21 protein-coding genes are annotated in these 18,834 nt (G+C 45.5%); 4 read left to right on the top strand and 17 right to left on the bottom strand.

The annotated features are described in order from the left end of the window. Positions 1-64 precede the first annotated feature (64 nt). Positions 65-388 (bottom strand): hypothetical protein, encoded by a 324-nt coding sequence (locus KD145_RS00915; protein ID WP_212004055.1) that lies wholly within the window; start codon positions 386-388, stop codon positions 65-67. A 129-nt stretch (positions 389-517) separates the two neighbouring features. Between KD145_RS00915 and KD145_RS00910 the strand changes: the two genes are divergently transcribed. Further along, positions 518-2,158 carry an acyl-CoA dehydrogenase family protein gene (locus KD145_RS00910; RefSeq protein ID WP_212004054.1) on the top strand — a complete coding sequence of 547 codons (1,641 nt, stop codon included), beginning with the start codon at positions 518-520 and terminating at the stop codon, positions 2,156-2,158. A 335-nt stretch (positions 2,159-2,493) separates the two neighbouring features. On the opposite strand, the gene KD145_RS00905 is transcribed toward KD145_RS00910, so the two are convergent. From KD145_RS00905 to KD145_RS00870, 8 genes are all read right to left on the bottom strand, one after another. Further along, positions 2,494-3,561, bottom strand: coding sequence for a hypothetical protein (locus KD145_RS00905; RefSeq protein WP_212004053.1), 1,068 nt, complete (start codon positions 3,559-3,561; stop codon positions 2,494-2,496). A 5-nt stretch (positions 3,562-3,566) separates the two neighbouring features. After that, complete coding sequence (locus KD145_RS00900) at positions 3,567-4,865, bottom strand: hypothetical protein (RefSeq protein ID WP_212004052.1); 1,299 nt, start codon at positions 4,863-4,865, stop codon at positions 3,567-3,569. Beyond that, entirely contained in the window at positions 4,832-7,000 is a 2,169-nt protein-coding gene (gene cas3 / locus KD145_RS00895) for a CRISPR-associated helicase Cas3' (RefSeq protein WP_212004051.1), read from the bottom strand. The genes KD145_RS00900 and cas3 overlap by 34 nt, the downstream gene beginning before the upstream one ends. Then, entirely contained in the window at positions 6,987-7,571 is a 585-nt protein-coding gene (locus KD145_RS00890; RefSeq protein ID WP_212004050.1) for a hypothetical protein, read from the bottom strand. Before KD145_RS00890 ends, cas3 begins: the two co-directional genes overlap by 14 nt. A 7-nt stretch (positions 7,572-7,578) precedes the next feature. Next, on the bottom strand, positions 7,579-8,244 hold the full coding sequence (gene cas6, locus KD145_RS00885; protein WP_212004049.1) for a CRISPR-associated endoribonuclease Cas6: 666 nt from the start codon (positions 8,242-8,244) through the stop codon (positions 7,579-7,581). 898 nt (positions 8,245-9,142) lie between these two features. Beyond that, on the bottom strand, positions 9,143-10,156 hold the full coding sequence (locus KD145_RS00880; protein WP_212004048.1) for a S9 family peptidase: 1,014 nt from the start codon (positions 10,154-10,156) through the stop codon (positions 9,143-9,145). A 64-nt stretch (positions 10,157-10,220) separates the two neighbouring features. Beyond that, positions 10,221-11,186, bottom strand: coding sequence for a DUF5996 family protein (locus KD145_RS00875; RefSeq protein WP_212004047.1), 966 nt, complete (start codon positions 11,184-11,186; stop codon positions 10,221-10,223). A 50-nt stretch (positions 11,187-11,236) separates the two neighbouring features. After that, positions 11,237-12,406: an acyltransferase family protein gene (locus KD145_RS00870; protein WP_212004046.1), complete on the bottom strand. Its 1,170-nt coding sequence runs from the start codon at positions 12,404-12,406 to the stop codon at positions 11,237-11,239. A gap of 195 nt (positions 12,407-12,601) precedes the next feature. On the opposite strand from KD145_RS00870, the gene KD145_RS00865 reads away from it, so the two are divergent. Together KD145_RS00865 and KD145_RS00860 are read left to right on the top strand one after the other, a co-directional pair. Continuing rightward, a complete protein-coding gene (locus tag KD145_RS00865; protein ID WP_212004045.1) occupies positions 12,602-13,006 on the top strand; it encodes an alpha/beta fold hydrolase in 405 nt (134 codons plus the stop codon). Then, complete coding sequence (locus KD145_RS00860) at positions 12,936-13,211, top strand: hypothetical protein (RefSeq protein WP_212004044.1); 276 nt, start codon at positions 12,936-12,938, stop codon at positions 13,209-13,211. The genes KD145_RS00865 and KD145_RS00860 overlap by 71 nt, the downstream gene beginning before the upstream one ends. Before the next feature lie 115 nt (positions 13,212-13,326). On the opposite strand, the gene KD145_RS00855 is transcribed toward KD145_RS00860, so the two are convergent. From KD145_RS00855 to KD145_RS00840, 5 genes are all read right to left on the bottom strand, one after another. Further along, positions 13,327-13,812 (bottom strand): hypothetical protein, encoded by a 486-nt coding sequence (locus KD145_RS00855; protein WP_212004043.1) that lies wholly within the window; start codon positions 13,810-13,812, stop codon positions 13,327-13,329. Between the two features lie 64 nt (positions 13,813-13,876). Continuing rightward, positions 13,877-14,071 (bottom strand): hypothetical protein, encoded by a 195-nt coding sequence (locus KD145_RS32210; protein WP_249219698.1) that lies wholly within the window; start codon positions 14,069-14,071, stop codon positions 13,877-13,879. After that, the gene (locus tag KD145_RS32205; RefSeq protein WP_249219697.1) at positions 14,071-14,217 is read right to left on the bottom strand and encodes a hypothetical protein; all 147 of its coding nucleotides are present in this window, start codon (positions 14,215-14,217) and stop codon (positions 14,071-14,073) included. The genes KD145_RS32210 and KD145_RS32205 overlap by 1 nt, the downstream gene beginning before the upstream one ends. Positions 14,218-14,234: 17 nt before the next feature. Next, complete coding sequence (locus KD145_RS00845) at positions 14,235-15,224, bottom strand: hypothetical protein (protein WP_212004042.1); 990 nt, start codon at positions 15,222-15,224, stop codon at positions 14,235-14,237. A gap of 159 nt (positions 15,225-15,383) precedes the next feature. Further along, entirely contained in the window at positions 15,384-15,755 is a 372-nt protein-coding gene (locus tag KD145_RS00840; protein WP_212004041.1) for a hypothetical protein, read from the bottom strand. A 215-nt stretch (positions 15,756-15,970) separates the two neighbouring features. On the opposite strand from KD145_RS00840, the gene KD145_RS00835 reads away from it, so the two are divergent. Continuing rightward, complete coding sequence (locus KD145_RS00835; protein WP_212004040.1) at positions 15,971-16,612, top strand: SDR family oxidoreductase; 642 nt, start codon at positions 15,971-15,973, stop codon at positions 16,610-16,612. A 72-nt stretch (positions 16,613-16,684) separates the two neighbouring features. Here the strand turns inward: KD145_RS00835 and KD145_RS00830 are convergent, their stop codons facing one another. The 3 genes from KD145_RS00830 to KD145_RS00820 form a co-directional block, all read right to left on the bottom strand. Next, positions 16,685-17,236 carry a hypothetical protein gene (locus tag KD145_RS00830; RefSeq protein WP_212004039.1) on the bottom strand — a complete coding sequence of 184 codons (552 nt, stop codon included), beginning with the start codon at positions 17,234-17,236 and terminating at the stop codon, positions 16,685-16,687. 46 nt (positions 17,237-17,282) lie between these two features. Continuing rightward, complete coding sequence (locus tag KD145_RS00825; RefSeq protein ID WP_212004038.1) at positions 17,283-17,999, bottom strand: hypothetical protein; 717 nt, start codon at positions 17,997-17,999, stop codon at positions 17,283-17,285. 88 nt (positions 18,000-18,087) lie between these two features. Continuing rightward, positions 18,088-18,831, bottom strand: a complete 744-nt coding sequence (locus KD145_RS00820) for a LytTR family DNA-binding domain-containing protein (RefSeq protein ID WP_249219696.1) — start codon at positions 18,829-18,831, stop codon at positions 18,088-18,090. Between the last annotated feature and the right edge of the window lie 3 nt (positions 18,832-18,834).

The raw sequence follows: 18,834 nt of genomic DNA, 5'->3' as shown, positions 1-18,834 counted from the left end.
TCCGGGAAACATTGTGGGCCTATGGCCAACAGGACAGCAACCTATTTTTTTCAAGGTGATAATTTTAGCTGATGTCTGTTAGTCTGGTTATGGTATTTTCCGGGGAGAAGGTAAACACCGACTGACCTTTCAGGTTCAGCACCTCCCCTTTTGAAGGGCCATTGGGCAGGTCTATAGCTAGCACAGCATAATAATCGATCCCGATCGTTACCTGATCGCCTTCCTGTCTTATTGCGCTAATGGTTTGTTTTCTTTCTGTAAAAAACGACAAGGTCTGTTCTGCCTGCTTTTTGAAATCAGTCAAGCCATGCAGTGTCAGGTTCACCACTCCATTGGTTATATTTTCGAAAATGATCAGCATCCATATTCTCCAGCATCTTGTCAACATCCATATTATTATAAGCCAGGATATAGCTGTGTATGATTTTTTCCTTTACGTCCATTATTCGTATATGCTACGGAGTTAGTGTTTTCTAAAGGTAAATATCTTAAATTTAAGTACACAAAATCTTCTGTTATGTCTGGTCCCGGTTTCGACTTTCAGCATGTCACCAACCAGGTGCCTGTGCTGGAAAACTACAATACCTTCTCCACCCATCCTCATCTGCAACACGCACTGCAAGCCTATGGCGGCAGCGCAGCCACCGAAAGGGCCATACAGCTGGGCCGGCTCATGGGCAGTCACGAACTCCAGGAAGCCGGTACCCTGGCCAATAAATACACGCCGGTATTACATACCCACGACCGCTTCGGCAACCGCCTCGATACCGTCACCTATCACCCTGCTTACCATCAGATGATGGCCACTGCTATCGAACATCAGGTGCATTCCATCGCCTGGACTGCGCCGCAGGGCGGATACCTGGCCCATAGCGTGCTCTCCTATCTCAAACAACAGATAGACGAAGGGAGCAGCTGCCCGTTGACTATGACCTTTGCAGTAGTGCCCTCTTTAAAAATATCTCCCGATATCGCCGAAGAATGGCTGCCCCTGGTTCTTTCCAACACCTATGACGAAAGGCATATCCCTTACTACGACAAAAGAGGTGTCACCTTCGGCATGGCCATGACCGAGCCCCAGGGCGGCTCCGACGTACGCGCCAACATCACCCACGCCCACGCCGTGAGCCCCGGCATCTACCGCATCACCGGCCGTAAATGGTTCTGCAGCGCTCCCATGAGCGACGCCTTCCTCGTACTGGCACAGACCCATAAAGGTCTCAGCTGTTTCCTCGTTCCCCGCTTCACCCCCGACGGCAGCAAAAACCAGCTCCGCTTCCAACGTCTCAAAGACAAGCTGGGCAACAGGTCCAACGCCTCCGGTGAAGTGGAGTTCCACGAAGCCTGGGGAAAGATCATCGGCGAAGAAGGCCGCGGTATCGCCAACATCATGGAAATGGTACGTCATACCCGCCTCGACTGTGCCGTAGGCTCAGCCGCCACCCTGCAACGCGCCCTCGCAGAAGCCATCCACCACTGCCGCCATAGAAGCGCCTTCGGCCGCAAGCTGATAGACCAGCCCCTCATGAAAAATGTACTGGCAGACCTCTGTCTCGAATCAGCCGCAGCCACCACCCTCGCCATGCGCCTCGCCCAAAGCTTCGATGAAGCTACCACCAACGAAACAGCCCTGTACTTCTCCCGCATCACCACCGCCATCGGTAAATTCTGGAATACCAAAAGGGCCGTCCTCGCCATGGGCGAAATACTCGAATGCCTCGGCGGCAACGGCTACGTGGAAGAATCCATCCTCCCCCGCCTCTACCGCGATATACCTGTCAACGCCATCTGGGAAGGCTCCGGCAATATCCAGGCCCTCGACGTACTCCGCGCCATGCATAAAGAACCCCAAAGTATGGACGCCCTCATGCAATACTTTCAACGCGCCAAAGGTCAGCACCCCATTCTCAATCAACACCTCAACAAACTACAGCAACTCCTCCACCAACCCACCAACTACGAACTGAAAGCCCGTATCATCACCGAAAAAATGGCCCTCGCCATACAAGCCATCGAACTAATACATACCGCGCCCGCACTCGCAGAACTGTTCTGCAAGGCAAGACTGGCTACAGAAGGGCACCTCACCTGGGGGACGCTCGAAGATGGGAATGGGTTGGACGAGGTGATAGCAGCGGTGTATAGTTTCAATTCTTAAACAGTTCGACTCAGTTTTTTTTGACATGAAACTTCCTCGTTTCAATTCCTACATGGTTCGATTAAAACTAAGCACACCAATGCCAGAACGTGGTGGTTCAGTTAAATTTCAATTCCTAATATGGTCCGATTAAAGCATACACTAAAAAAGAATGATAACCCTGAGCAGGAATCATTTCAATTCTTCTATAGTCCAATTCAAATATTCAATAGTGCCCATTTTCAATTCTTTAACAATACAACTAGTTCATTATAAAGCTTATAGTTTTCAAAAGTCGTCGATGCAGGAAAATTAACTATCCACCACATCGACGACAGGTTAAAGTGACAAAAGATTTAATTTGATTCATATTTAAACGCTGACATCAGCTGTATCAATTTATTCTCCGCTTTTTCCAATGCATCGGCATTGCCAGTTGCTCCCACAATGTAGCTGGCGGCCAAGGGCGTCACAAAAAAATCGGCTTTAGCAGTGGTATCAATAACAGGAACGGCTTGTGCCCTTTCTGTATCTTCACGCAGATCACCACGAATAGCATAGGCCACCTGATTGGCATTATCGCTTATCACTATTGCTACAGTGGCCATAGGGTCATAAGTCCTGGATTGATTGGTGGAAATACGCCAGTTAATGATTGCCTTAGCTAAAGCAGGAATAATTTCTTCCCGTTTTTCTTTTGGACATATGAGACAGTTTCCGAAAGCGTTTTTTCCTTCCTTCCAACCGTTGTCTCTCAATTTAGCTTCTATTTCCGGGTAAAGCTCCGGCTCAAACTTGTTTGTAGACACAGAGAAAAGTGTGCGGAGATCAATGGCCATATCATATACAAACAATCCTGATGCCCGGGTCTGATCCATGATAAACGCTCTGTTTGGAAGCGATCGCTGGTTGGACTCCAGCCATTCTTCCAGCTCCCCGGTACTGAGTTCATCTCCCCGCTCTTTCCCTTTTGTCCAGAATACTTTTACTTTATGATTCCCTGTGTGTTGTGTACGATCGAATGTGATGTTTTCTGTAGGGCTGGCAATCCCACCCAGCAAAGGATGTAAGGGTCTCATGGCAGATATGGACAGAGGGCTCCTGCGTTTAACAGCCATAATATTAGCACCTGCTTTCATATAACCTCCTAACAGCTGGTCAGCATAAGTAGGATCACAAGGAGAATGAGGTTCTTTCTGATTCGCCTTATTTTCTTTCTTATCAATTTCCCAGTTGAAAGTAATGGCTGCAAAAGGCATATTCAGCCCTTCCATGATAGCCCGTTTAACCTGTTGACCGCTGGAATAAGCCATCCGTCGCCCAAACTGGGGGTCAAAATAAAATTTCTGTCCTTCATTTACAGCAAAAACGGAATGGGATACGTGTCTTAATCCTCTCAGATAAATAAATGGAGATGTATTCATAACTATTAATTTTTAGCAGACCGATAGGAATATTGAAAACGAATAAGGCATAAAAACAAAGGGAAATGGTCCCGCGGCATTGTCAATGCTTCCTTCATTACAATGGAGAGCGTATCCGCGAGGATAGGTACTTCATCCTGCAATTCTCTGAGATTATCAATAAACTGGAGCGGTGATCGGGATTCCCGTATTTCCTTACTAAGCTGATCTTTAATACTTCTTCCTTTCTTATCACTTTTAGCAAATTCTTTCAGGGCTGCAGCCACTTCATCAGCCAGATTCAGCAGTTCAATTTTGTTTAACATAGCAATTAACCATATTTTGAAGATTTGAAAATCATTAGCAGTATTGGCAGAGTATACAAAGTCTTTTCCTCCGCCAATTGGTTTAGGCATAAATTCCCGGAGATATTTAGGTTCCAATGCCTTCAGCCCGATGGCACCCATTTTACAGGCCGTCTTTAGGTTATAATATGTCTGAAGCCGGGTAATCTGGTTCTCCTGAAGTATAATGTCTTCTCCTAAAAAAGTATTTTCCCGCCACTCAAACATTCGATTCACTTCATATAAAAAAATATTAACAAAACCCAGTGTGGTATTGGTTTGAGATAAATTATATGCGTACGCAGTCAGTATTTGTTTTTGAGAGAAATATTTAGCCAACATAAAAGTCACCTTAGCCCATGACTCTGTGGGGATAGCCAATTTTCCTAAAACCTCCACTGGTTCAATTGGCAACAGGTCATCAGCAGCGTTTGGATTTTCCAACCGAAGACAAATCCAGTTTCCATTCCAGGTTTCAATTTGTTTGTCTTTCAGACCCGGTGTTTGATGGAGGTATTTACGGTAACATTCCCAACCTTCAAACAACATCCAAAGCAATTCTTCTTCATCAATCAACATAACAAAGCTTCCATTTACACCTATGCCCAAAGCGGCGCCAATCCAGGAGGCATAAATATCCTCTTCCTGCAAAATCCCTGTCATGTTGGTTATCTGTCCGGATGTGGTATTATCCATATCCATTGCTGGGCCACCAACGTAATTTCCCATATAGACTATATTGCTCTCAATGGAAGTTTTCAGCTCGTTGAGCTGAGCCAGCGACTTGGAACCGTACATCTCTACAGCTCCCTGTCCTGGCTTATAGTGGAAGGGGGAATTGGATACATGCATTAAATGGGAGTGATCGGTAAAAAAGAGATCAAAAAACTCCTGCATGAAAAATTCCTTTGCCGTAAAGTTCGTTTTCTCCCTATGGTTATAATGTTTCAGGAATTTTTTGCCGATATAGCTTGTGTACATGATGAATCTGTATTATCTGATTTTAAAAACAACCCGTATTTCTGATGCAATTCCCGTGATTGCTTAACAACAAAGGGTTTGGAACCTACATCCAGCTGCGTGGACTCCAGATTATTTATCTTAACCTGGTACCAGCTAATAGGAATTTCCATTTTCCGTCTTTCCTCCCAGGATGCTTCCAGGTAGCTCTTTTCATCTTCCTTCAGGATACAAGTCAGACTATCCGCTCCCATTATTTTTAACAGCGTAGCCTGACGGATGTTGGTTAATTCGCGGATAGCATACCGACCTTCCCTATAAATCAGGTGCATATCCATCTCCGGTAAATCAAGTGCTGGATAAAGAGCATCCAGTTTCTCCTGCAGATCGCGCTCTCTTAACGGTTCTCCATCCGGCGGCAACAGGGCATAACTCTTTTCCAAAATCTCCTGTTTATAAGGGGCGGGAGATCCCTTGGGCGCTAGAACGTAAATAGGTTTATAGGTTCCCTGGGTACGTTCCTTTCGTTCCCTATGTATTCTACCCATTCGCTGAATAAGGCTTTCCAGTGGGGCACATTCTGTTACCATCAGGTCGAAACTGATATCAAGACTTACTTCAACCACCTGTGTAGCTATAACAATACAGGGTGACTTTTTTTTCTTATTGAGCTGTTTCAGCTGTTCTTCTGCTGCGTATCTGAACATCCAGCTGAATCCGGCATGTATCAGCAAAACAGGTATAGCCGGAAACATTTTTTCATACTTTAACATTGCCCGCTGAGCTTTTTCCACTGTATTAAAAACAAGTAGTACCTTCTCTTTACCAGCAATAGCTTTCTGCAAAAGCTCCGGCACACCGGTATCATCTTCCAGTTTGAAAATGATATGCCGGTCGTAAGTATCCAGGACTTCCGGAGTGGCCTTCACCTCATATACCTGTTCAGGGCCTCCTAATACCTCCAGCAATGCATTGTACAGACAGGCAGGCATTGTTGCGGAACCGATATGAATACGGCAATGTAACCGTAGTAATGTTTTTACGATTTCAACTACCATGGATTGTGAAATACCGGCGTAAGTATGGATTTCATCCAAAATAACATCGCATCCCATTAGGTCCAGCATAACGCTTTCAAAACCGGCCGTTCCGAAGATAATGCCTGCCACCTGATGTGGGGTCATTACTTTAACAGAAGCCCCCACCAGCGATTGCAGCATTTTCTCAGCAACATTGTTTTTATTCACCACCAGAGAAGAAGTACCATGCTGAATCCTGACCTCCAGTCCCTTTTCCCTGAGACGTTCACTCATGGCATTGATGGATGCCTGGTAAGGCAACATATACGCTATACGGCCCTTACAACGCCGGATTAAAAAGTATGTCTTTCCGCTACTGGTAGGGTATACTACCAATGTATGTTGTCTGTTGTCAGACGCCGGAATATCTGCCAATGGATAAAGCGGATTTTTAGCCTTAGGGTGAAACACAGATAAATCCGGTTTCACAAACAAATGTTGCAATTGGTCACCGGTGTTGTAGGTAAAAGCAGAAGCGAAATGATCCGCCGCCATCAGCAGTCCCCGCCATGGAGACCAACCGTTTTTCTTTCTACTGCAATACTCCACAGCATACTGCATCGCAGCACCAGCTTCTTCCTTTGAAATTTCCGGGCAGTCATACCCAAAGTGATTGAGTATGCTGCGGCCGTAGGGGAACCAGTCTTCCCAGGCGTATAGATGGAGCGCTATCCAATGGCGATCATTATTATCAAGGTCCAGTATACCTTGTTCTCTCGGATCATGAATAATGGACCGGTGATGTGCTACAACCATATCGATCAACACGTCCCATTCCGACCGGGGAAAAGCCGGCAAAAAAGCCAATGAAGACAACTCATGACGATGTATAAATCCCCAGGTCACTTCTTCCACTAAGGTGGTGTTTCTTTTTTTTCTGATTTTCCGCTGGAAATGAGGATGGGCTTTAGCTACGTCGTGTAACACGGCTCCCTTTCTTGCCAACCCTCTATCGAATGAGTAATGAAGGTTTTGTGCAATGCATTCAATGGCTAAAGCGACCTGCTCCAGATGAATGTGAAGTTGAACCTTCTTTTTGGCCAGAAGGTTCTGCCAGGCATTTTTATTCTTGCTCATTTCGTATGGGGTTACCAGTTACAGACAGTTTTCCGTACATTTCTGCTCCACCAGCAAAACGATTATGCCCTACTTTAAAACCTGTATCTCTGTCTGCAGGCAGTAGTTCAAAACCTGGTATACTATCAAACGAAGCAGATTCCATCTCTTTCATAAACCCGGGGAACAATAAATCCTCGTTACGACATAGACAGATTGATTGTTCGAATGCTCTTTCAGCATCCTCCCTTTCACCAAAGGCAAGATACAGATGCGGCATTAGCATTACTCCTCGCTTCAAAGTGCTCTGATTGGTCTTATAGATTCCTTTTTCTTTCGTGAACTTAAATCCACCCTTAGACCAGGTTCTTTCCAGCTGAATATCAATCCCACAGTAGTTAATCCGATGCCGCCGTATTTTTTTCACATCGCCGGTTTCTGTCAACAATTCAGGGAACAACTTTTTCTCCAGCCCTTCCACTATCGAAACGGTTAAGAACTGCTGGCTGAATGTTTCACTGTCTCTAACGGCTGTCCAGGGCTTGATATAGCCAAAGGGACCACTATACATGACCACATAATATTTTTCCATGGTATCTCTATTTTAATGCTCCGAAACCAATTCCAGTACAGTTGCCCACTCCTACTTCCCAGGCGAATGCCACCTGTTCAGGCGTACCCTCTACCACTACAGGACATAAGTTCGCCTTATTATTGACCATTTTGTAAGCAATTAATTTCGTACTGGCCTTAGGGTAAGTAGTATCAAAAGAAACGGAAACTCCCTGATCGGATAAGCCTGCCTGCCTTAGCTTTCGCTGTAATACAGTGGTCAGGCAGGTAGCAGCTTCAGGATCTGTATACATAACATGTTTCTCATTTTTGCGATCCAGGTATTTCTTTACAAATACCGGACTAGCCGGATAAAACTGTTTTTTAGAAGGGAACACGGGCGTTTCTTCAATATGAATATCCGTTACGGATACACCTATACAAATAGTAGGATCTTCCTGAATACCACGCACAATTTTTTTAATCAGGGCGGTATCATAAGCATTGATAAAAAAATAGGAATCGTCTCTTGTCCGCAGCCCTTCTCTGGTGATATCTACATTTTGCAACCATGAAAAGCTATGCAGGCTTAACTGGCCATGGACATCATTTTTAAAGCCTATCCATTTATGAAGGGCCCCGGTAAGGAATACCTGATGCTGATGAAAATAAATGGTGGCTTTGCTTTTAGTTACTGGTAGCAATAGTCGCATATGCGTGATTTATTAAATGACGAAAATGGTAGAGAACAGGCACGGAAATTCCGTCTCCGGAATGATCCAAAGCCAATATGAATATGATAGCGGACGGGATTTCTTTCTCCTGATTTAGTGAATCTCAGATATTCACTAAGTCATCATGAGAATTATCTATTTTTTTGACATTTTAACGTCCTCAGAATAAAAAAGTACTATCCACCCCTAAAAATTTTACTCAGCAATCGGCTGTTGTTTTGTATAGTTTATAAGATAGGCAAGCCATTCCACTCCTTGGACGCTGGAGAATTCAATTCATTCTTGTACGATTAAGGCCTGGATAATTGTGTTCCACTACGAAAATTCACCACATTTCAATTCATCCTTGTACAATTAAAACAATATATTCCGATGCCAGAAAGCTTTACGACTTTTTATTTCAATTCACCCTTGTACGATTAAAACCCTATCCCCCCACAAAACCATCTACGTCATTATCAAACACCCAAAAATCCTCTTTCAACAATTTTCACTCTTTAAAAGTCGTCGATGTGAGATAATAAGACTCACCCCAAACATCGACGACCTACCATTAACACTAATAATTAAACAATGCTGAATCATATCCACTCTGTTTCGACTACAACCTATCGACGACTAACTAACAATAAAAGGCACAAACAATGGACAAAAGAAAATCACACTGGAAATAAACCAGCGTCTTTGGGGGTAAAAAATGAATGGGAAAAAATATCGTATTGCTACATTCGTTCTAATGGTTGATATTCTTACAATCTGAACTTCTGTAAAACTGTCTATAGGTCAATGACAGCCTTAACCGGAGCACTCTTTCTCTATTTGAGAATCTACCGATCTCGTCCTTAAAACGTATTACAATCAAAAAGGTACTATTCTATCACAAAAATTTTTTTCGTATCCAGCTGAGCATAGCCACTTTACATGCTGCAGCATAGGGCACCTGGGCATAAGAACCTTCATAACAGCATCCGGCTATTTTAAAGCCATGATTGGCGCCGGTTATGGTGAGTGTATCAAAGTTGGCCGGCAGGCCCTGTGGGAAATTGGCGGCTAATGCTTCCCGACACCACTGCGGACTTACCAGCGGGTCCTGTGAGCCCCAAAGTAACAATATAGGCGTTTTTATTTTTTTCAGATAAGGTGCCGGTTCAAAATCCTTGATCACCTGAAGCTGTTTCCAGTTTTCCATGAAAGGGAAAAGCATTGAAAATGTAATATCCCGGCTGACCTCCCATTCCGCTTTTTTAATGGCCGATACAGTGTCCATACCATGACAGGCGAGGGAGCTGGAACGGTCATTCACCAGTTGCCGGCGTACGCTGAATACAGGTCCAGCCATAGAAATACCACCCACAAATGTTTCCGGATATTGGGCTAATGCCAGTTGCACAATCCAGCCACCCTGACTGTGCCCCACAATAATGATACGTTTAGGGTCCACAAAAGGAAGTGTAGCACCGTAATCGGCTGCAGCCTTGGCATCTGCGGCTCTTTGCTCAAAGGAGGCGTTGTACCAGTCACCATCCGACTCACCAATACCCCGTTTATCAAAACAGAGTAACGCGATACTATCCATCGGGAGATTTTGCAGGAACATAGTATCCAGCATGCGGGCATAGCTGGTGGCATGGGAAGAATTGGGACCGGAACCTACGCAAAAGACGATCAGCGGCACTTTCGCACCCTGGGGGGCCTTGGTAAAAATTTTGCCTTTCAGCGTGACATCTCCGCTGGTGAAGGCGATGTCCCTTCCTTTGGCAAGGAAGGCGCTGTTGGTGTTTACCAACGGCTTTTTACCAAAGAAAAACAGGGGATGTAAAAAATTGGCGTAGAGGGAAACGACCCCCAGGAAGCCCAGCAGGATAAGGGATAATCTGATAATTTTTCTCACAACTAGATAATTTCCCAAAAGATATACTTTTTCCCACTAACCCGAAACCCTCCGGAAACCAACACTACCCCTCCTTATAACAACCATAAGCCTCTTCATACCTTGACAGATCACATTCCAGGGCTTTACGGTCCCAGTGGCTTGTATTGGCGGCAGCTTCGTAGGTGGACTGTAAAAAGGCCATCAATGTCTCTTCGGGGTTATCGGCCTGCTGCACTACATCGTAAGGCAACATAAACTCTCCCATCTCCAGGCTGTAGAAGGCCTCTGCCGGCTGTACCGGCTGTGTACCATAATCAGGAGCTGCCGGATAGGCATAGGAATAAAAACAAGCCTGCGGATACTGCTCATTACCCGGCCAGAAGCCACAGGAGCTCACTTCTTTGGAATACGCTTCCTGCATAACAATAGTAGGCATATTGGGTGCAGCGCCCATATGCTCGGGTGCATCCCTCCCTGAAAACCGCGTTACGGCCAGATCAAAAGCACCCCAGAAAAAATGAACGGGACTGCATTTACCCGTGAAACTCGCACGGAAACGGGTCAGCACATTATGCATCCTGACCAGCGCCAGCCAGAAATTCTCCATCTGATGCTGATCATAAGACTGATGCAGTTCGTCTTCGTTAAACGGAATAGCGTCGGGTATTTCGCTGGGCACAGGATAAATCGTGACTTCTATATTCAGCGACTGTAGCTTTTCAAACAAAGTGGTATAAAAATCAGCCACCGTTCTGGGCCTTAAGCCTATGGCTTCCCGTTCCCCATTGCTGGTAATAATCACCAGTTGATGATGGACAAAATCAAAATCGATCTGAAAGATACCATCCCGGTAAGGCATACTTCCTGTACCAAGCCCATACGGATTTACATAAAGTGTGACATGCCAGGAATGGTTCAGCCAGGGCATCGTCCGGAGGCGGATCTTACCCACTATCTGTGTCCACAGATGTACAGTAGCCAGTGTATCCTTCCAGTCTTCAAATTTGATAACCGGCCACTGGCCGGATGTTAAAACAGTGTGCTGCATAGTTGACTTTGATGTTCAACAATGATAACACCGGAGCAGGAAGAAGGTTTTTACAGATACTTCCCGATGAGATTATTTTTCCTGACGATATAGGTCACACACCAGCTGCATATTACCGACACCAGCGTGGTAATCAGGAATTTGGGCCATGCCGGCAAAGGCACGCCCAGCAAAAGATACTGACACCAGATCACAAAAATGTAATGCACCAGGTAGATACCATAGGCATTGGCCGACAGTGACTGCCACCATCTGCCGCTATAGTTCAGCAGACGCTTAAATATAGTCAGCGAGGCAATACAACTGAAAGTGCAGGATAATGTCCAGATAGATCTGTATATCAGTGTGGCCTGTTGCAGACTTAATTCCCCCCGCTTCAACATGCCGGTCAGTGGCGCCTCACTCAACTTGAGTGCGGCATATACTCCCAAAGCGGCCAGCAGCCAGCACCACCATTTCTTCACAAAAACTGCCCCTTCGGTAAACAATCCGTTATTCACTCCCGGCGCCCCTATGAGTATGCCAAGGAAAAAATAGCCAAAATACAACAGGACCCTGCCCACCTGAAAATCAAACGGGCCGATGCCTGTCCAGTACCCGGCATCTATCACCAACGCCAAGGGTACATACAGCACCCACGTGAAGAGATACCAATACAACAACAGTTTTACCGGATGTTGTCTCAGCGTTGCCAATCCTGCACTCCATTGTATGATACGATCTTTTAACAGCGGGAAGATAATGACCACTACCAGGTTAAACACAAACAACACCCATATAAACCAGGGTGGTCCTACCGGCCATGCCTCTACCGTAAAAAAGTCTACCACATATGCCTGGAGATCATGTGTGCCATGGGCGAGATAATAAGACGGATAGTACGCACAGAGCATCAACACAGTCACCCCTACCACAAAAGGAATAAACAACCGATAAAACCGGTCACGCACAAAAACAGCAGCCCCCTTGTTCAACAGGCTCCGGTACACAAAAATGCCACTGATTAAAAACATCAGCGACATAAAAAACACATCATTAAAATCCTCGAAGATATCCAGTCCACGGCTTCTTGCGGCATCCACCACAGGGTGGGTAGAGCGGATATAGGCATCCCTATCAAAATAGGCAAAGGTGGTATAGGCCAGGGAGGAATGATGGGCCACCACTAATACGGTAATGAATGTACGTAAATTATCTATCCAACTGGTTCGCTTGTCCATGGCTTATTTTCGAAGTAATTAAAAGTCACGGGATAAAGATAACAGCTTCCAGCCAGCATGTCTTTCCGCCCATCAATATATTGGTACAAATTCGCCCTTAAATTGTCGTGTTCTCCCCTCTTCCTTTTCTGAAGGCTGTTATAATTTTGTTCCTGTTACTGATGTTGTCTTTATCCGTTTAAACCATACGATCAAATGACACACTTCAAAAAAACCTATCTGGCTGTACTGATTTTATTGTTTGTATCCCATGTTTCCGTTCATGCTCAATCCGCTGCTGCCAAAGGGTATGCGGCAGTCAACGGACTTAAAATGTATTACGAGATACAGGGCAGCGGAGAACCCCTCCTTTTATTACATGGCGCCTACATGAACATTGAAGGCCCTTTCAGGGAGATGATGAATGTACTTTCACGTAACCGCAAGGTGATTGTCCTGGAATCACAGGGACATGGCCGCACAGGAGACATCAACCGGCCTATCACATATGAGCATATGGCCGATGGTGGAAAAAGTCAAAAAGCTGGACATGAGCCAGCAGGACTGGCCGGCAACAGCCATCCAGGGTATCCGTTCGCAAACCCTGTTTATTTTCGGTGATGCAGATGCGGTGCAGCTGGAACATGCCGTAGAAATGCTGCGTTTACGCGGTGGCGGCAAAATGGGTGATATGGCACCTCTTCCCAATATGAGACTGGCCGTATTGCCGGGTACTACACATACAGGTGTTGTATTCAAACAACAATGGCTGATTCCAATGATGGAGGATTTTTTATCCAGTAATGCCATCGTTTCCGGATTCTGATAATAATCTTCACTTGATAAAAAAAGCCGCTTTCAGCGGCTTTTTTTATGCGTTAGAATGTAAACGGCAATAAAAAACGGTTGTAAATCCTGCGACCTACAACCGTTAACGTTATTTAATCATCTTCACCACGTCTATGCCCGCGGCCACGCCAGCCTCTGCCCTGATCATCGTCATCGTCATCATCATGTCTTCTGTAGCGCTCATCGTGGCAATCGCGGATGACGGCCTGCCTGCCATAACAGCCCCTGTATCTTCTGTATTTTGAACGGTAGTAGTCTGCATTCATATAAGGCCGGGGATCGTTGACCACTACCTTGTACCCCCGGTACAGATCATAATGATAATATCCGGGCAGCGCTCTGGAGAATACCCATTCATCTTCATCGCGGTCAAAATAAATGAACTGACGTTGTGGGATATAGTAGTAGGCATCAATATCCGGGAGATAATAATATTCAGCATAGTCGTAACCTACCGGTCCCCATTGCGGCTGGTTTCCTACATTGACATTAACATTAAACCGTACCTGGGCATTGGTGGCTGGTGTATAACACATGGCAGCGGTCAGGAGGAAGGCCACAAGGGCAATCTTTTTCATAAAAAATATGGTTTGTATACGTCTCAATGCCAATTTGGTGCCAGTTTGCCGGAATGAGTGCAATTTATTCATGTACCCGGATAATCCTGCCTGTTACTACTCCCTCCACGCTTCTCCGATAAGCGTTCACCAATTTTTGCATGGGCACCGGGTTAAAACCGGGAAACAGGTGACTGATGGCGCCGGCAGAATCTTCGGCCTGACCCGGGCTCACAGCGTTGATACGGATACCACGCTGCAACTCTGTAGCTGCTGCCATTACAAAACTATGGAAGCAGCATCGGTAATATCCACCCGGACATCGCCGCTATTGCGGCCAGCGGTGATGATCTCATTGTTCACGCCGAGGGCCGCCGTTACTTTCGCCCCGATGGCACCAGTAGTGCCTATGATAAGTATCTTCATTGAGTTTGCTGATTTTATTACAGAAAAAAATCGTCCGCTGGTTCCTGTTTAAAAAGCACAAACATATCCGTCAGCGTCTGAAGGAATTGCCGGCTTTGTGTTTCATCCAGGTGAATGCTGCTTTCAAAATCGTCCAGCGCCTCCATAGTGCTATTGTTGTAGATATCCTGATGCTGGTCCCATTTTCCGGAAGCTTTTATATAGAGATGTTTTATGTAGACATTGACATTTTCGCCACCCGGTATAGTTATAGACCGGTTACTGGCGATCCGGTACAGAAAGGATGTTAATGATTTGTCATCCACCAACTGGGTTGTCCAGATATGATTTTTCAGGTATTTGCCGGTAAAATCCAGCAGGGCTGCATGATCCAGGCCTAATGTTTCCTGGTAAGCCTGTTCCGGTAGTATCAGGTACCTGTTATCAAACAACCATTTCACCAACAGACTATAGGCCTGTTTTACTTTTTTGCTGGTATAACGCGTATCAAAATTATATATGGAAAAAATTTCACGCGTCTCTATAATACGCAGCTCCATATCGGTGATACGGCTCTTATCGCCGGAAAACCATACCGCCACTTCTGCTACTTCATTCAGGGGTTTGCGCATAATGGTATCCTGCTCTTCTCCCTTTACATCAAAGAAGGCAAGACATTCTTCATAACTGCTTTTGGGGCTGATAAATCCTTCCCAGAAAGCATCGGGTTTGGTATCGGCGGTCTTTTTTTTGCCGGAGCCTCCTGAAAAAAGCACTACGGAAGAAAGATAACAATCGAAGTTGTAGTCGTCCTGTTTGGGACTGAAGGGAGGATAAAACCGTTCGTTGGTAATATCAAACTTAAAACCAAAGCTCAGCTGGCTTTTCTTGTCCTGAAAGCTTTTCCTGCTCTGATTGGCATTGACGGATTTGGGCGGTTTTCCCAGTTCACAGGTTTCAAACAACTGTATGATCTCCGGGGTTGTGCTTTTGAGCCCCATCAGATCAATGATTTCATGGATGGTCATAAATAATGGATTGATGCTGCAAAGAAAAAATTAAATCGCACGGGCAAGGTACTGCGAAGATGATAAATAAAAAACAGCAACATCAGTTTTATTCCATCGAAACAACATCATCACTTTTAAAAACACGGCAGACCGATCATAATCTGCCGTGTCTTCAGTTTAACTGGGAAGTTCTCCCAAACTGATCAGCATAAAACCAGCTTGCAGATCTAAGGCAGTAACTACATGCTCCAGCTGAACAAATTCATCTATCTTAAGCACGTCTCCCACCTTCACATCGATGCTGGCATGCCCGGCGGCATCTGCCCTTACTATTTGGCCGGTGGTTGTATTGACGATCAGCGATGACGAGGGTATAAATGTAAGCGGAAGCGGCAACCAGCGGGTCCAGAATACAGATATGGAAAGGGTGACCCTGTTGTCTACCTGGGTTTGTTTTACAGAAGCTGCCTGAACAGGCGCTGCAGCAGAAAGGCTGCTACCTGATAATATGGCCAGTACTGCGGCTACAGATAAGAATCGTTTTAACATAGTGATGATTTTGGGTTACAAATAACATGACCTTAAAACTAAGCTGGCACTACGCGGTGAGAGCACAGTAGTCATTTTATCCATTGCCTTTAGCGGCCTCCGGATAGGAGGCTGATGAACCAATATTGCACTTTTCTGTTTTTATTAAAGCCTGATTTTGTAAGGCAATTTTAGAGATATAAGTCAAATTTATCCATCAATAAAACTCAGTCAACATGAAACAGACAAAAGTGCTGATATTGGGCGCAGGCGGTGCGATTGCCCATCATGTTATTCAGTTTCTTCAGCATCATGAAAACATCCACCTTACACTATTCCTGAGAAAAAAAAGTCATTTAAAAGGGATCAAAGGCCCCAACATCAACATCGTGGAAGGAGATGTATTGCATCGTAGCCAGTTGAATGAGGCCATGAAAGATCAGGATATCGTGTACGCCAACCTGGCGGGGAGCTTAGATAAAATGGCCAGACAGATTGTGGAAGCGATGGAGAAAAATGGTGTCAGGCGTTTGATATTTGTTACTTCTCTGGGCATTTACAATGAAGTGCCGGGGCCTTTCGGGAAGTGGAATGACTCCATGATAGGCAACAGTCTGGCCCCTTACAGAAAAGCAGCTGATATCATAGAAACCGCCGATCTGGATTACACGGTGGTAAGGCCCGCCTGGTTAACTGATAACGACGAAGTAGATTATGAACTTACGCAGAAGGGAGAAGATTTTAAAGGCACGGAAGTCTCCAGAAAGAGTGTTGCTGCATATATCGCTGATTTGATCCAACATCCCCGGAAGAATGTAAAAGCGAGTGTAGGCATTGATAAACCAGGCACCGAAGGAGATAAACCCTCCTTCTACTAATCAGATTATTTAATATGCTGCCAGCCCGAATAAAAAGGCTGTCTGTGAAACAGCAGACAGCCTTCTGTTGTTTTAGAACGCCTGTACAGCCTGGTGCTCATCCTGCGGCAGTACCGATGGTTTATAGCTGCTGATAGACAGCTGAGATTGGAATGAAAGCATGAAGGTATCGTATGTGCCTGCACTGTTGGTCTGCTCCGGGGACACCAGCAACAGCCGGTCTCCTATTATTTCCAGCAAGGTGAACGGCGGTGTGATGTAAATAACTGCAACGCGATGCTGCTGGCGATCCTCGATATCAGACTCAATCAGTTCAAGGTGATACAACTCAAACGGCAGATGCATACTACCGAGGCAATCTTTCACGCCTGGAATCCTGTTTCCCAGTTCCTGCAGGTATAATCCGACGGCAAAGCCCACTTTGTAATGTAATGAATTGGATTTCGGATTATGGGTTTTCAGTTCACTGAAGGTCCGGAATTGTTTTTCAGGATTATAGGCCTGCGACTGCATGAGGAATTCTACATAGGAATCTTCAAAAACCTTTTTCTCAAAATCCCCTGTAGAAGTGGCATCTATGACCTGTCTGAAAGACAGGGTGATCTGCGCGGGTTGTATCTTCATAAAAATAAATTAGATCGACTGGTAAGAAATTGGTTGAAAAGAATCATCAGATATTGATGACATGAGAGAGGTTATAACCTCCATTGGAATTAGGAGTTACAGTTGCCAGTTCGGTTGCCAGTGAGTCGTTGATAATGGTGTCGAGGTAGTTGGTAGTGGGGTTTTGTCCGTGTGCAATATACAAGGGTGTATTATACACAGCTGCATTGATCGCATCCGGGAATGCAATCTGGGTGGTCAGGTACAGGTATGAGCCGATGAAGACCTGAGCATGCAGGTGTGTGCAACGGCCAGGGTACCAACCGGGATAGATAGACAGGAAATGTACCATACCGGCGCTGTTAGTATACTGTAACCCTCTTCCGAAGAGGCGGCCGACATTGTTCTGTACGCCCAGGTAACCATTATTCACATAGCCTGAATAATAGCCGTCTTTGTCGCACTGCCAGATATCCACCCGCGCATTGGTTACAGGAGCACATCCCCTGTTAACGCTTTGCACCTTGATGTCGATGTTCAGCGGAAGACCAGGTTTGTTGTCAGTGATGTTTACCCTGTTGATAACCGATCCACGGCTATTATAGAGCGGATAAGGGCCATCCATATCAGGATCTGTAGGCACACAGGCCGCTTCTGTTTTGGCATTACGGGTTGATGCGGCTGTTGCGGCCTGTTCTGCGCTATCCTTTTTACAGGCTTCGAGGAGCACAGGTGCAGAAATGGCTGTTACCGCCAGTGATCTGAGAAAATTTTTTCTTTCCATAAGATAAAGAATTGTTTAGCTTAAAGTTCAGCTATAACCATTCTTTTATCAAGTAAGTATCGGTCAAAGAGAGAGATGTGCCGATGTATTATTTACCACTCCACTCTTTGATATCGTCTGCATAAGTATCACTGACGGGCAAGGTGACACCGGAATAAAGCAGCACTCTGCGGTATGCGATGGAACATATACTGCGAATGGCTACGATATAACTGCGGTGAATCCGCCGGAAACGTTCATGGGGAAGCTTCTCCAGCACTTTCTTCAGTGGCATAAGTGTCAGCACAGGTCTGGCATTCAGCAGGTGAATACGGATATAATCCTCCAGACTTTCTATGTATTCAATGTCATCCAGCCATATCCTTACCTGTTTGTATTCGGCATAAACGAAAAAAGATTCAGGCTCACGGGCCGCTACAGCTGCATGTTTGTAGCGGTACTGTCCTATGGTTTTTTGTATGGTCCTGGCAAAACGCTCGATGCTGATCGGTTTCAGCAGGTAGTCCAGTGCTTCCAGCTCAAACCCCTCATGGGCAAAACGTTTATGCGCTGTCGTGAAAATGATCATGGGCTTTTCCGGCAGCGACCGGACAAGGTCCAGGCCGGTGATATCGGGCATGTTGATATCAATGAACAGCAGGTCTACCGGCCGGCAACGAAGGAATTCAGCACCAGAGAGCGCATCATCGAAAGTCTGCAACAGCTGTAAAGCCGGGAACTGCGCGGTATAGTTCTTAATAAGCTCCAGCGCAAGCGGTTCATCATCTATAGCGATGGCTTTGATCTTCATATAGGTGGATGAAGTAAAAGGTTTAACAGAAGTAGTCTCCATGGG

The organism is Chitinophaga sp. HK235, from assembly GCF_018255755.1.
GTDB lineage: Bacteria > Bacteroidota > Bacteroidia > Chitinophagales > Chitinophagaceae > Chitinophaga.
This window is presented reverse-complemented; position numbering and strand designations above follow the sequence as displayed.